The sequence below is a fragment of the Serratia sp. 25CWL12 genome, from assembly GCF_055790885.1.
Genome location: NZ_CM147698.1, coordinates 1,296,823 through 1,310,190, shown reverse-complemented (window position 1 = coordinate 1,310,190; position 13,368 = coordinate 1,296,823). Strand labels below are relative to the sequence as shown.

The window sequence follows — 13,368 nt, the reverse complement described above, 5'->3', positions numbered from 1 at the left end:
TTTTAACGGGATAACCTACTGCATTCAAATGGCCGGGGCTAACTTCATTTAGGGCCAACTTGATTTAGGGCTGGCGACCTAAGGTCACCAGCCACTAAAATACCCAGTCTCGATTTATTGACCGAGGATCTGCTTAACAAACGCTATAATTTCCGGCTTCTTGCCCTGAGAGAACAGGCACTCTTGGAAACGAGCACCACTCACTGCAGTCTTCACCAATTCAGGATCAATAGCGCGCAAGGTATCCAGGTAATTATCTTTGATCACTGCAGCTTTAACCTGATTGAGGATCCCGGCGTTACGCACCTGAGGTTCTTTACGCTCAAGCGGGTAACCTTCACCTTTACGCCCAGTAAACGCCTTCTCAAAGATATAACGGACATTCAATTCAGCACCCCAGCCAAAGCCTTTGGCAAAAGGCAGCGCCAGTGCATTGCCATTGTTGATCTGAGCAAACAAGAACGCATCTGCTGGATCAATACAGTAGCCGCACACGACACCCGGGTGAATGTTTAATGACATTAATGCCCCTTGACCAGTACCACAACCGGTGACCACAAAGTCAACCGCTTCGGCATTCAACAGAATGCTGGCCATAATCCCCAGGTGGATATAGGTCAGGTGGTGATCTTGGTCATCGCACATGCCAACGTTAAATACCGCATCCTTATTACCTGCTGCAACAGCTTGCAGTTGTGCGAGAACCAGCGCATTTTTAGCAGCTTGGCTGTTTTCCATCATCAGCGCAATATTCATCTTTTCCTCTCAATCAGTAAAATCAAACAGTTATTTTTTATGCCAAACTTGACTCAAGCTTAGCGAGCCAACCAGCCGCCATCTACGGCAATGGTATAACCATTAATGTAATCTGAAGCCGATGAAGCCAAGAATACCACTGGGCCCATCAGATCTTGCGGTAATCCCCAGCGACCTGCAGGTATACGCTCAAGAATCGCTTCGCTGCGCGCTTGGTCATCACGTAACTGACGTGTATTGTTGGTCGCCATATAGCCTGGGGCCAATGCGTTAACGTTGATACCATGGCTGGCCCACTCGTTGGCCAACAAACGGGTTACACCCATCACGGCGCTCTTTGATGCCGTATAAGAAGGCACCCGGATGCCGCCTTGATAAGAGAGCATGGAAGCAATATTGATAATCTTGCCGCCAGTACCTTGAGCAATAAATTGACGAGCCACAGCCTGAGACATAAAGAAAACAGTTTTGATGTTCAGGTTCATCACATCATCCCAATCTTTCTCAGTGAAGGCGATTGCGTCCTGGCGGCGAATAATCCCGGCGTTATTAACCAGAATATCAACATGGCCAAACTCAGCCACCGCTTTTTCCAGCAACTCAGGTAACACTTCCAGCTTGCTCAGGTCGGCTTTCAAGCTTAAAAAACGGCGCCCCAACTCAGTCACTTTAGTGATAGTTTCTTCGGGTTCGACCACATTGATACCGACGATATCACAGCCAGCTTGCGCCAACCCAATCGCCATGCCCTGACCCAAGCCGGTGTCACAACCGGTCACAATCGCTACTTTACCTTGTAATGAAAAATTGTCGAGAATCATGCTGTTATCCTTATTACTCAGGGCGTTACAGCCCTTATCAAAAGTCAGGATCGTTTTGCAATCCCGTTTATACCCGTTATTTTCAAGTGAACCGGCATGAGTCTATAACTCGGCATCACGCCCTGCCCCAGTTACCGATCACTTGGATGCACATGGTTTTCTGTCTGCAACTTGCAGTTACACAAGGAAAAACAATGTCTCCTTGCTGTCATCAGGATATGCCAAGTCTAGCGCGTATCTTTATTGCAATCAAGAATAAATGAAACGTTGTTTTATTTTAAATAAAATTGATTTTCTTGCTTAATATTGATGACAACTATAGTGCGGTTTATGCCAATGGGCAGCAAACAACGCTGCCAACCGATGATAAAAACTGCACGTTGCCAAATGAAGAAATAGCCCCCGTTTGGTTTTCACTATTTCCCAATATTTTCAGCCTGTTATCGGGGCCCCTTAATGTCGTGAGAGGCCCCGGTTTAGATTAATCAGACCGTTGAGGATGATTGACTTAACGTCGTGGGAACCTCAGGAGTGATATTCATCTTCTGGCAGATTTTGCTGTTACCCCAACATTGCTCATAAGGTAACCCCACCAATTTCTCGATCACCAAACGCACCTCGGGTTGAATATCGCTGATCTTGCCGCCCGCCTTGATTCGAGCAACTTCATATAACACCACTTGGTGGGTTTGGCGGTTAAGCGCCATCTGGCTACTGAAAACCATCGCCATCAGTGCCAATAAAATCACGCCAGCAAAGAATACCCAGGAAATGGCAGCAATCGCGGTTTCGGGTTGAGTATGGGATTTCGATTGAAAACCGTAGTAGCTAAGGATAGCCCCCATGGTGAAGACAATAATGGAACGCATGATTTTGCCGGAGAAGGTCATGGCACCCGCATAGATCCCTTCACGACGACGACCGGTAAAAACCTCATCTACATCCGCCAGAAAGGTGTACACCGTCCAGGGAATGTAATAAACCCCCCCAGTACCCAGGCCAAATACCACCGTAATACCGATAATTGCGATGGTTGCGATATAAACTGGCAGATGGAAGAAATGCAGCAATGAGTAACAACAAACGGCAAAGATAACGATACCCAGTGCCCATATGTAAGGTTTGCTGAAACCCTTTTTCACACAAATGCCAATGAAAACAGCGGTCGAAACCAATTGCAGTATGGCATTCAGGCTATTCAAACCCGCCAGCATCGCTGGATCATACTGTAAGACAAAGATCACGAAATAAGTAAATATCGACGCAAACAACCACTCAGCACCAAAGCCACACAAATACATTCCCAGATGTTTGCGGAACACACGCAGGTAGAAAGTGGATTGCATATCACGCGCCAGATTGACCAGTGTTTCTAGCAGTGACTTTTTCTTCTGCTGTATCGAGGCCACGATGTCAGTTTTGCGCTCCCACGAGAACAGATAAAGCGTCCCGATAGCAAAAAACAGGATCACACCATAAGTAATACCGGTATAGAGGAACGGTGTGGCCGACTCTTTACCGTAGATCAAAATAAATTGCCCAGGAATAAATGCCGCCAGGAAGTTGGCCATCTTGCCAAAAATCGCCTTATAACCCGTCAGTTTGGAACGCACGGCAAAGTCATCGGTCATTTCGGTGGCCAAGGTCTCGTAAGGCACCATCACTGAGGTATAAATCAGTTCGAATATCACATAAGTGGAGAGGTAGTACCAAAAACCAAAGCCCTCTATCCACAGCAGCGGATAAAACAGCATCAATGGCGCACCAATCAGCACAAAGAAACGCCGCCGTCCAAAACGCCTTCCAAGCCAGGTCTGACCAAAATTATCCGTCAGATAGCCCATCACCGGGTTACTGATAGCATCAATAACACTGGCAACAGAGAAGATGAATGACGCTTCCAACAGCGTCAAACCACAGAAAGTAGTATAAAAATAGAGCAACCAGGCGCCACTGATTGCCAACGCGCCACTGCCTAGCAGGTTCCCCCCACCATAAGCCAATTGATGCCCAAATGTGACGCTATGCTCCTTTCCCGAGGGAATGCGACTACTTGTTTTCATCTACTCTTCTCTTAAACAAAAATAAACCATTGTTTCAATTTTAAAGGAACGCAGTTTATACATTTTGGCAGGTGAGATTGATGTGATATAAATCACAAAAACATCAGTTATCAATTTGTCACTCAGCACCTATACGGTGGATTTGGCGACAAGGCCCTAGTGTGATTGAACGGTATGTCATGACAGTTCGCTAGGCTTGGTGAAGTGCAGTCATCCCGCACTGAGGCGGCACAGCACTAAACGATTTATGCGATACCTCTCGCATAAATTGCTCGACTTGATTGGCCTTGGGTGTAAATTTGATTTCATTTTTCTTATTTTATGAAATAATGTTTTAATAATTAAGTTACTGTTCATATCGCCATGCTATTTCGAGTTGTTGGCTGGCGGCAGCAAGACAAAGCTTACACATAGGCCAAATCACGCCGCCCCATGACAACAGCTTGAACCGCGCAGGTATTCACTGAACAGTTTATCGCTAAGATTAAGGGAGGCCATTGTGGCTAAAGGTTCAGTTCTCAATTTCAATTTCCATCATTCAACTGATGCCGGTACCGGCGCGCAGATCACCCGTTTGACTCCACCCGATGTGTTATGCCACCGCAATTATTTCTACCAAAAATGCTTTACCAATGACGGCAGCAAGCTGCTATTTGCTGGTGAGTTTGACGGTAATCGCAACTATTACCTGCTGGATCTGCAAAAACAGCAAGCGGTTCAACTGACCGAAGGGGCTGGCGATAATACCTTTGGCGGTTTTTTATCACCCGATGACCGTTTTCTCTTTTACGTAAAAAATGAACGCCAGCTGCGCCGGGTCGAGTTGACTACTGGCGATGAGCAGACCATCTATCAAGTGCCTGAAGAGTGGGTCGGCTACGGTACCTGGGTGGCGAACAGCGATTGTACCAGCCTGGTGGGGATTGAAATTTCACGCAAAGATTGGCAACCCCTGACCGATTGGAAAATTTTCCACAGTTTCTTTACCAAAAAACCACACTGCCGCCTGCTACGCGTCGATCTCAACAGTGGTGAGTCTCGAGTCATCTATCAAGATAACCTCTGGCTGGGCCATCCTATCTATCGCCCTTATCACAATAATTGTGTCGCTTTCTGCCATGAAGGGCCACACGATCTGGTTGATGCGCGTATGTGGTTGATTGATGAAGATGGCAGTAATATGCGCAAGGTGAAGAACCATGCTGAAGGGGAGAGTTGCACTCATGAATTCTGGGTACCCGATGGCTCAGCGCTGATGTACGTCTCCTATTTAAAAGGCCAGCAAGAGCGTAATATCTGCCGTTATGATCCTGAAAGCGGTAAAGATGAAATTGTGATGACCATGCCGGCTTGTTCACACCTGATGAGCAACTACGACGGTAGCCTGTTGGTCGGGGACGGTTCCGACTCACCGGTCGATATTAAAGATGCGCAGGGTTATACCATTGAAAACGATCCTTGGCTTTATGTGTTCGATGCCAAGCAGAAACGTCAGGCTCGTCTGGCTGCCCATAACAGCTCATGGCGTGTGCTCAACGGTGACCGCCAAGTTACCCACCCGCATCCTTCCTTTACTCCGGACAATCGGCAGGTGCTATTCACTTCAGATTTTGAAGGTCAACCTGCCCTCTATCTGGCGCAACTACCTGAAAATCTGTTTGCCTGATCTGTCGCATGTAATGAGGAAAAGTTATGTTTATCTATAAAAATGAGTGTCCACTGGAAGATTTAGGCAATGGTGTTACGCGGCGTATCCTCGCCCATGGTGGCACCATGATGGCGGTGGAGGTCAACTTCAGCCAGGGCGCGATAGGTCCATTGCACAGTCATCCCCACGAGCAGTTGACCTACGTACTTTCCGGGCGTTTCAGCTTTACCATTGATGGCGTTACCCAAGAAGTGGGCGCTGGTGACACCCTGTATAAAAAGCCTGATGTGATACATGGCTGTGTCTGTCTGGAGGCGGGAACGCTGCTGGATACCTTTACCCCTCAGCGTGAAGACTTTTTGAAATAACCAGATAACTGCGGGCCCTCAGACACAGGCATTCCCTGTGAATGGAGTCCCGCAGTTTGATTAGCGATGGTTCGCGTCTCTCGTTATTTGAGCAATTTGAGTACCGCTTCAGCGGTTGCATCGGAAGATGCTGGGTTTTGCCCCGTAATCAGCAAACCATCCACTGCGACGTGGCTCTGCCAGTTCTCAGCACGGCTGTAATGCCCACCGTTACCTTTAAGCATCTCTTCAACCAGGAAAGGCACTACCTGAGTCAGTTGTACCGCCTCTTCTTCACTGTTGCTGAATCCCGTAACCTGCTTGCCCATAACCAAGGGCTGGCCTGCTGTATTCTTGGCGTGGCGCAATACGGCTGGGGCATGGCACACCGCAGCAACCGGTTTACCCTGCGCGTGGAATTGTTCTATCAGAGCAACAGAGACGCTATCTTCCGCCAAATCCCACAGCGGGCCATGGCCGCCTGGGTAAAACAGCGCATCAAAATCGTCAGCGTTAATATCCTGCAACTTCACGGTATTCGCCAGCGCGTGCTGGGCGGTGGTGTCCTGATCGAACCGACGAGTAGACGCCGTTTGTGCATCTGGCTGACTGCTTTTCGGATCCAGAGGCGGTTGGCCCCCTTGCGGTGAGGCCAGAGTAATATCCGCACCCGCATCGCGGAAAACATAATAGGGTGACGCAAACTCTTCCAGCCAGAACCCGGTCTTGTGGCCGGTGTTACCCAGTTTATCGTGAGAGGTCAATACCATCAGGATTTTCATCATTTATCTCCATTGAGCGCTATTGCGCCTGAATCAGTGAACTGGATATAAGCATAGATGAGTCGCTATAATTCTAAAAATTAAAAGCTTTCATTTCAGGTATTCAAAAAATGAATATATTCAATAAAGACCTCAATCTGCTGCTGTTTTTCCACGTGTTATATCAAGAGCGTAACGCCTCAATGGCGGCGGTTCGCATGTCTCTCAGCCAACCCGCAATGAGCCATAAACTCAGTAAGTTGCGCCATGAGTTTGGCGATCCGCTTTTTGTTAGGGCACCACGCGGTCTGGCCCCTACCCCACGTGCCCATCAAATTGCGGTTCAGGTGCAAAAGCTAGTGGAGGATATTGAGACGTTTTACGATCAATGTGAAGGTCGTGATTTTCTTGCCCGCGCCGAGCGCATCCACATCTATACCACCGATTACATGGAGCAGATCATGATGCCAGGCTTGTTGCCAATAGTGCGACAAGAGGCGCCCAATCTGGTGCTGATCACCCATAACACACGTGGCCTATTACCACGGGAAGAACTCGAAAAGGGAACCTGTGACCTGGCTATTGCCGGTTTCTACGATCAACTGCCGGATACGTTTCATCAGCAACGCTTGCTGAGTGAGGATTTTGTGGTACTCGCCGCGGCAGGTCATCATTTGCTGCAGGATGGGCTCGACCTGAACACTTATCTGGCCTGCGAGCATGTTCTGACAACATTAACTGGTGATCTCAATGGGGTGGTTGATCGTTATCTTCAACGCCAAGGCCTCGCGCGTAACGTCGTTGCTGGGCTCTCCAGTTTTCTTGCACCAAGCCGTTTAATCCGAGGCAGTGACTTATTGCTCACCTGTCTGCGTTCAGTGGGCGAAGAGGCAGTGACTCGCGATCCTGAATTGCGCCTTTACCCTTTACCCCTAGAACTACCGCGTGTCGACATGATGCAGATCTGGCATGAGCGAACACATAATGATCGGTTGCGCCGCTGGTTGCGACTGACGATTCAACAACATGCCTTAGCATTAGCAGAAAATCGTTCTGCGCTTGGTTCGGGCTCTTAAACTATTGCATTCTTGCTCTGGATAACTTTTATTAGCGGGCCCTAACCCGCCGTAAGGGTATCGACCACGGCTGAAACAGCGCCGTTTAGCTTGTAACAGTGATCAATGTTTTGTCTTTCCTTATTTTCCATCTATGCTGGGTAGCAACATACTGACCTGTAGAGGACTTCCGATGCCTGTTCCGCCAAACGATGCCATTATCCGTATTAAAAACCTGCGCTTACGTACTTTTATTGGTATCAAGGAAGAAGAAATCAACAACCGCCAGGATATCCTGGTTAATGTGGTGATTCGCTATCCAGCCGATAAAGCCCGTCATAGTGAAGATATTGCCGATGCTCTCAATTACCGCACGATCACTAAATCGATCATTCGCCATATCGAAGATAACCGTTTCGCTTTATTGGAAAAATTAACTCAAGATGTGCTCGATATCGTGAAACAACATCCTTGGGTCACCTATGCTGAAGTGGAAATAGATAAATTGTTGGCCCTGCGTTATGCCGACTCGGTCTCGATGACCTTGAGTTACTGCCGGGAGCCCTCCTATACTTAAACTGATTCAGAGAGATAAATTATCTCTCTGAATAACAGCCTATTTATACCTATCAGGGAGATCCGCCCATGAAGATCCTGATTACCGGCGCAACAGGATTGATCGGTAGCCACCTCACCAGGCAGCTTCTGCATCTTTCGCATCAACTCACCTTATTGACCCGTAATATCAGTAAAGCGCGGGAAAAATTCGGTGATACCGTGAGCTTTTGGTCTTCGCTGGATGAACAACGTTCTCTGGATGGATTTGATGCGGTGATCAACCTGGCAGGAGAACCCATTGCGGATAAAAGGTGGAGTGCAACACAAAAAGAGCGCCTGTGCCGTAGCCGCTGGGAACTGACTGAACGGCTGGCGGGCTTGATCAAGGCCAGCTCCCTCCCCCCTACGGTACTGATTTCTGGCTCCGCAGTGGGCTATTATGGCGATCAAGGCCAATCGGTAGTGCCCGAAGATGAGCCACCCCAGCCTGGGTTTACTCATCAACTCTGCCAGCGTTGGGAGGCCCTGGCACTTCAGGCGCAAAGTAGCCACACTCGAGTCTGCTTGCTACGTACCGGTATTGTACTGGCCCCCAAAGGGGGCGCATTGGCAAAGTTAATCCCCCTGTTTCGTTTAGGCTTGGGTGGGCCAATAGGTAATGGCCGCCAATATATGCCCTGGATCCATATTGACGACATGGTCAATGCCATTATTTATCTGTTAGATCATCCCTCACTGTCCGGTCCATTTAATATGGTGGCCCCTTACCCAGTGCACAATGAGCAATTCAGCGCCATCTTGGCTAATGTGTTGGCTAGACCCGCCTTTCTGCGTACCCCGGCATTTGCCATACGCTTGCTGATGGGGGAGGCCTCAGTACTGGTTCTCGAAGGGCAACGAGCGATACCAAGGAAATTGGAGGCGGCGGGTTTCAAATTCCACTTTATGGAGTTGGAGCAGGCACTGGATGATGTGGTTAATCGCCAGTCACAACGTCAGAGTTTATAGAGAGCAACTCCATGCAAGTCGCTGGACCAAAATATTCAACGTTTTGGTCCAGCAAAAAGGTGACCCATTTAACCAACACCAGCTTCAAATAATGACCATCACGGCGCTTACTTCAGTGAACCGGAAAGGAACTGCTGTAAACGGGCACTTTTCGGATGATCGAACAGTTCGTCTGGTGAGCCTTGCTCTTCAATCACGCCCTGATGCAAGAAAATAACGTGGTTGGATACATGGCGTGCAAAACCCATCTCATGGGTCACCACCACCATGGTTTTCCCCTCCTCCGCCAGCTTTTGCATGATGCGCAACACCTCCCCCACCAGTTCAGGATCCAAGGCGGAAGTCGGTTCATCGAACAATAAGACTTCCGGTTCCATCGCTAGTGCCCGGGCAATCGACACCCGTTGCTGTTGACCACCAGAAAGGTGGACGGGATATTTAATCCGCGCGCGTTCATCAATGCCGACCTTCTCCAGATAGCGCACTGCCCGCTCAAAAGCTTGCGCTTTACTCAAGCCTAATACCTGAATAGGAGCCTCCATGACATTCTCTAACACGGTCATATGGCTCCATAAGTTAAAATGCTGGAATACCATGGTTAGCCGGGTACGTAACCACTGCAGTTGCTTACTATCCGCAACTTTTAAGTGACCATCACGATCACGTACCATGGAAATATCTTTATTGTTTAGTCTGATACTTCCCTCGGTGGGTTTTTCCAGAAAATTAATGCAGCGTAAAAACGTACTCTTCCCCGAGCCAGATGAACCAATAATACTGATCACATCCCCGGCGTTCGCCGCCAGAGAAACGCCTTTCAATACCTCATGGTCACCATAACGTTTGTATAATCCACTGACGGCTAATTTATTTTCAGACATGACTATTTCCGCCATTTATCGATGAGTAACATGTGCCATCCAACGCTTCTCCGCTTTACGGAACAGACTGATCAACACGTAAGAGACAATCAAATACAGTGCTGCTGCGATGCCGAAGGCATAAAAGGGTTGGTACGTCGCCGCATTAATATCACGCGCAATCTTCAACAAATCCGGTACCGTGGCGGTAAACGCTAATGCCGTCGAGTGCAGCATCAGAATCACTTCATTGCTGTATGCCGGTAATGCGGTACGCAGTGCTGAAGGTAAAATAATGCAGCGATACTGTTTAAAGCGCGAAAAACCATAGGCTTTGGCAGCTTCAATTTCACCTTCGGGTACCGAACGGATTGCCCCAGCAAAAATCTCGGTGGTATAGGCACAAGTATTCAGTGTCAGTGCCAAAATGGTGCAGTTAAGCCCACTGCGGAAGAATACGTTCAGCAGTTCGGTGCCACGCACCATCTCCAAGCTGTACACCCCAGAATAAAACACCAGTAGTTGTACATACAGCGGAGTGCCGCGAAACACATAGGTATACAGCCAAACGGGAAGACTCAGCCAGCGAACAGAAGAGACTCGCGCCACCGCCATCGGGACAGCCATTAGCCCCCCCATCACCACCGATGAAATCAGCAACCATAACGTCACCGCCACACCAGTAAAACGGTAGCCATCAGTCCACAGTAGTTGTTGCCAATACTGTTGCAAGATGTCGATCATAGCTCAACCCTTTTGACGCCCAGTGAATAACGCCGCTCAAGCCACAGCAAAACACCATTAGAAAGGGTGGTGAAAAGCAGGTAGACCGCCCCAGCAACAATGGCGTAGAAAAAAGGCTGGTAGGTGCCTTTTCCTGCCAATTGTGTCGCTTTTACCAGATCATTCAAACCCAGGATCGACACCAATGCGGTCGCCTTCAGGATCACCTGCCAGTTGTTGCCAATGCCAGGTAACGCAAAACGCATCATCGCCGGGAACAGAATACGGCGAAAAATTTGCCCTTTGGAAAGACCAAACGCCGTGGCCGCCTCAATTTGCCCCCTCGGTACTGCCAGAAAGGCACCACGGAAAGTTTCCGTAAAATAGGCACCGTAGATAAACCCCAAGGTGATAATACCGGCACTTAAAGGGTCTATATCGATCTGCGTAAAACCCAGTGACTCCGTCACGCTATTCAAGGCAATCTGCAAGCCATAAAAGATCAGCAGCATCAGCACCAAGTCAGGGACTCCGCGGATCAGCGTGGTATAGGCACCGAATATTGTTGAGATGATAGGGTTGGACGAAAGCTTACCGCCAGCACCGAACAAGCCGATCGCCACCGCCAACAGAACGGAACTGAGGGCCAGCTCCAGTGTCACCAGAGCCCCCTCGAAGATCAATAGAGGATAGCCTTGTAGCATTTCTTTTATCCTGTTTTGATTGACTTATACTCTAAATAATTCGAATTGCTTGTAGGCGGCAAGTCCGAGAGTCGCCAGGAGCATAGGCCACTATGTGACTGGTGCGAACTGACGTAGCCAACACCCAAGCAGCTTGAAGTATGACGAGTATAGAACCGCCACAGCTTGTCGGCGGTTCCCGAGATCATGCCAGCCTATTGAAGCTCACCCAGTGGCTTCAACATGCGACAGGACGAGAATTAACCACCATAGATATCAAAATCAAAGTACTTCTTGGCCAATTTATCGTAAGTGCCATCTTGGCGCATTTCAGCAAAAGCCTTATCCAATGCTGCTTTCAACTCAGTTGCATCCTTGCGTAGCCCCATACCAGTACCGACACCAAAGTATTTGTCATCTTTGACTGACTCACCCGCAAAGGCATAATCCTTACCCATAGGTTGTTGAAGGAAGCCATAACTCCCCGCCACCTCATCCTGAAACGCCGCATCAATACGCCCGGAAGCTAAATCCGCATAGGCTAAATCCTGGTTCTGATAAGGGACCACCGTGATGCCTTTAGGCTGCCAAAAAGCGTTAGCATAAGCCTCTTGTGTGGTTCCTTGTAACACCCCCACACTTTTGCCTTGCAGTGCTTCTATGGTGGGTAAAATCGTTGAACCTTTCGGTGCGATCAGGCGTGAATTAGCGGCAAATAATTTGTCGGTAAAGGCGATTTCCTGTTGGCGCTTTTCAGTAATGGAGAGTGAGGAGAGAATTGCGTCAATTTTTTTCGCTTTCAGTGAAGGGATAAGCGCATCAAAATCGCTCTCGACAAAAGTGCACTGGATATTCGCCCGTTTGCACATCTCTTTGGCCAAATCGATATCAAAACCCACCAATTCACCCTGTGCATTTTTGGATTCAAAAGGAGCATAAGTTGGGTCAGTACCAATTTTTATTGTCGTGGGCAAAGCAGCCAAAGCACTACCCATCGCCCCCAGCAGTAACACTAAGGGAAGAGCCTTAACAAGATTTTTCATAATATTCCTCGATTAGATTTTTCCGATGTCCACACAGAGGTGACCTTCTTCCGGTACCAAGGATGCAGCAATCATGCCATTTCTTGTTACAGAACACGATAAGCCATTGACTCTGCACCTATTCCATTCGCTGGCGTGAATCTTACAGGACCCAGTTGGTGAAATAGACCGTTATTTGAGTCTAGCCCTTCTCACCTTGGGTAAACACCCGTATGAAAGCATGGTGCAGCAGAACTATTATGGTGCATAGGTGGCACTAAATCAGTGCAACGCTGCAAAAATGTATAGATTTAATTGTAAATTTGTTAATTAACGCCTTGCCAGCGCGTAAACAGGTCTTGCGGCAATTCAATATCAAACTGGTCGATAACCCGGTTCACGGTTTGATCGATAATATCGTCAAGGGTTTGTGGGCGATGATAGAAGGCAGGCACCGGTGGCATAATCACCGCCCCCAACTCCGCTGCCTGAGTCATTAAACGCAGATGGCCAAGATGCAGGGGGGTTTCACGCACGCAGAGGACCAAAGGCCGCCGTTCTTTCAGCACCACATCAGCAGCACGGGTCAATAACCCATCCGTATAGCTGTTGACGATGCCAGATAATGTTTTGATTGAGCAAGGCAGGATCACCATGCCCATGGTTTTGAAAGAACCCGAAGAGATGCTGGCGGCAATATCGCGCGAATCATAGACCACATCCGCCAGCGCTTGTACATCACGCAGATTTAACGAGGTCTCCAGTGCTAACGTCTGGCGCGCCGCTTGACTCATCACCAAATGGGTCTCAACCCCTTCCACACTGCGCAAAACTTGCAGCAAACGCACACCATAGATGGCGCCACTGGCACCAGAAATTCCGACAATGAGTTTTTTCATAACACGAGTCTCTGCCTGGAGATAGGCCGCTAGCATAGCTGAATTGGGGTAGACTTTGCAGCCCCCCAGCAGAAGGGATGGTGAGTGAACTCTATGCTAGACCCGCATCGCCATTCAAGCTGCAGCAATATAGGCTGCAACTTGAATGAACCGGAATATAGCAG

At 48.6% G+C, this 13,368-nt stretch carries 14 protein-coding genes; 5 read left to right on the top strand and 9 right to left on the bottom strand.

Going from position 1 to position 13,368, the window contains the following annotated elements; all coding sequences use genetic code 11:
• Positions 1–114: 114 nt before the first annotated feature.
• From ACX9GV_RS05720 to ACX9GV_RS05710, 3 genes are all read right to left on the bottom strand, one after another.
• Positions 115–756: an RpiB/LacA/LacB family sugar-phosphate isomerase gene (locus ACX9GV_RS05720; protein WP_473197361.1), complete on the bottom strand. Its 642-nt coding sequence runs from the start codon at positions 754–756 to the stop codon at positions 115–117.
• A gap of 59 nt (positions 757–815) precedes the next feature.
• On the bottom strand, positions 816–1,577 hold the full coding sequence (gene kduD / locus ACX9GV_RS05715; RefSeq protein WP_023492540.1) for a 2-dehydro-3-deoxy-D-gluconate 5-dehydrogenase KduD: 762 nt from the start codon (positions 1,575–1,577) through the stop codon (positions 816–818).
• Between the two features lie 485 nt (positions 1,578–2,062).
• On the bottom strand, positions 2,063–3,640 hold the full coding sequence (locus tag ACX9GV_RS05710; protein WP_473197360.1) for an MFS transporter: 1,578 nt from the start codon (positions 3,638–3,640) through the stop codon (positions 2,063–2,065).
• 499 nt (positions 3,641–4,139) lie between these two features.
• Here ACX9GV_RS05710 and ACX9GV_RS05705 point away from each other — a divergent pair, with 499 nt between their 5' ends.
• Together ACX9GV_RS05705 and ACX9GV_RS05700 are read left to right on the top strand one after the other, a co-directional pair.
• A complete protein-coding gene (locus ACX9GV_RS05705) occupies positions 4,140–5,306 on the top strand; it encodes an oligogalacturonate lyase family protein (RefSeq protein WP_473197359.1) in 1,167 nt (388 codons plus the stop codon).
• Positions 5,307–5,332: 26 nt separating this feature from the next.
• Positions 5,333–5,656, top strand: a complete 324-nt coding sequence (locus tag ACX9GV_RS05700) for a cupin domain-containing protein (RefSeq protein WP_473197358.1) — start codon at positions 5,333–5,335, stop codon at positions 5,654–5,656.
• 83 nt (positions 5,657–5,739) lie between these two features.
• On the opposite strand, the gene ACX9GV_RS05695 is transcribed toward ACX9GV_RS05700, so the two are convergent.
• The gene (locus ACX9GV_RS05695; RefSeq protein ID WP_473197986.1) at positions 5,740–6,417 is read right to left on the bottom strand and encodes a type 1 glutamine amidotransferase domain-containing protein; all 678 of its coding nucleotides are present in this window, start codon (positions 6,415–6,417) and stop codon (positions 5,740–5,742) included.
• Between the two features lie 110 nt (positions 6,418–6,527).
• On the opposite strand from ACX9GV_RS05695, the gene ACX9GV_RS05690 reads away from it, so the two are divergent.
• The 3 genes from ACX9GV_RS05690 (at position 6,528) to ACX9GV_RS05680 (ending at position 9,017) form a co-directional block, all read left to right on the top strand.
• Entirely contained in the window at positions 6,528–7,472 is a 945-nt protein-coding gene (locus tag ACX9GV_RS05690; protein ID WP_473197357.1) for a LysR family transcriptional regulator, read from the top strand.
• A gap of 172 nt (positions 7,473–7,644) precedes the next feature.
• A complete protein-coding gene (folX, locus tag ACX9GV_RS05685) occupies positions 7,645–8,028 on the top strand; it encodes a dihydroneopterin triphosphate 2'-epimerase (RefSeq protein WP_473197356.1) in 384 nt (127 codons plus the stop codon).
• Between the two features lie 68 nt (positions 8,029–8,096).
• The gene (locus ACX9GV_RS05680; RefSeq protein ID WP_473197355.1) at positions 8,097–9,017 is read left to right on the top strand and encodes a TIGR01777 family oxidoreductase; all 921 of its coding nucleotides are present in this window, start codon (positions 8,097–8,099) and stop codon (positions 9,015–9,017) included.
• Positions 9,018–9,124: 107 nt separating this feature from the next.
• Here ACX9GV_RS05680 and hisP read toward each other — a convergent pair whose 3' ends face one another.
• The 5 genes from hisP to ACX9GV_RS05655 form a co-directional block, all read right to left on the bottom strand.
• Entirely contained in the window at positions 9,125–9,898 is a 774-nt protein-coding gene (hisP, locus tag ACX9GV_RS05675) for a histidine ABC transporter ATP-binding protein HisP (RefSeq protein WP_023491200.1), read from the bottom strand.
• Positions 9,899–9,913: 15 nt separating this feature from the next.
• Positions 9,914–10,621, bottom strand: coding sequence for an ABC transporter permease (locus tag ACX9GV_RS05670; RefSeq protein ID WP_473197354.1), 708 nt, complete (start codon positions 10,619–10,621; stop codon positions 9,914–9,916).
• On the bottom strand, positions 10,618–11,304 hold the full coding sequence (hisQ, locus tag ACX9GV_RS05665; RefSeq protein WP_473197353.1) for a histidine ABC transporter permease HisQ: 687 nt from the start codon (positions 11,302–11,304) through the stop codon (positions 10,618–10,620). The genes ACX9GV_RS05670 and hisQ overlap by 4 nt, the downstream gene beginning before the upstream one ends.
• A 239-nt stretch (positions 11,305–11,543) precedes the next feature.
• Complete coding sequence (locus ACX9GV_RS05660) at positions 11,544–12,326, bottom strand: lysine/arginine/ornithine ABC transporter substrate-binding protein (protein ID WP_473197352.1); 783 nt, start codon at positions 12,324–12,326, stop codon at positions 11,544–11,546.
• Positions 12,327–12,631: 305 nt separating this feature from the next.
• Positions 12,632–13,204, bottom strand: a complete 573-nt coding sequence (locus tag ACX9GV_RS05655) for a UbiX family flavin prenyltransferase (RefSeq protein WP_473197351.1) — start codon at positions 13,202–13,204, stop codon at positions 12,632–12,634.
• Positions 13,205–13,368 lie beyond the last annotated feature (164 nt).

Coding starts and splice junctions, on each gene's coding strand:
- ACX9GV_RS05670 (WP_473197354.1), bottom strand. CDS start 10,621: ATGATCGACATCTTGCAACAGTATTGGCAACAACTACTGTGGACTGAT.
- folX (WP_473197356.1), top strand. CDS start 7,645: ATGCCTGTTCCGCCAAACGATGCCATTATCCGTATTAAAAACCTGCGC.
- hisQ (WP_473197353.1), bottom strand. CDS start 11,304: ATGCTACAAGGCTATCCTCTATTGATCTTCGAGGGGGCTCTGGTGACA.
- ACX9GV_RS05660 (WP_473197352.1), bottom strand. CDS start 12,326: ATGAAAAATCTTGTTAAGGCTCTTCCCTTAGTGTTACTGCTGGGGGCG.
- ACX9GV_RS05690 (WP_473197357.1), top strand. CDS start 6,528: ATGAATATATTCAATAAAGACCTCAATCTGCTGCTGTTTTTCCACGTG.
- ACX9GV_RS05700 (WP_473197358.1), top strand. CDS start 5,333: ATGTTTATCTATAAAAATGAGTGTCCACTGGAAGATTTAGGCAATGGT.
- ACX9GV_RS05680 (WP_473197355.1), top strand. CDS start 8,097: ATGAAGATCCTGATTACCGGCGCAACAGGATTGATCGGTAGCCACCTC.
- hisP (WP_023491200.1), bottom strand. CDS start 9,898: ATGTCTGAAAATAAATTAGCCGTCAGTGGATTATACAAACGTTATGGT.
- ACX9GV_RS05655 (WP_473197351.1), bottom strand. CDS start 13,204: ATGAAAAAACTCATTGTCGGAATTTCTGGTGCCAGTGGCGCCATCTAT.
- kduD (WP_023492540.1), bottom strand. CDS start 1,577: ATGATTCTCGACAATTTTTCATTACAAGGTAAAGTAGCGATTGTGACC.
- ACX9GV_RS05720 (WP_473197361.1), bottom strand. CDS start 756: ATGAATATTGCGCTGATGATGGAAAACAGCCAAGCTGCTAAAAATGCG.
- ACX9GV_RS05710 (WP_473197360.1), bottom strand. CDS start 3,640: ATGAAAACAAGTAGTCGCATTCCCTCGGGAAAGGAGCATAGCGTCACA.
- ACX9GV_RS05695 (WP_473197986.1), bottom strand. CDS start 6,417: ATGAAAATCCTGATGGTATTGACCTCTCACGATAAACTGGGTAACACC.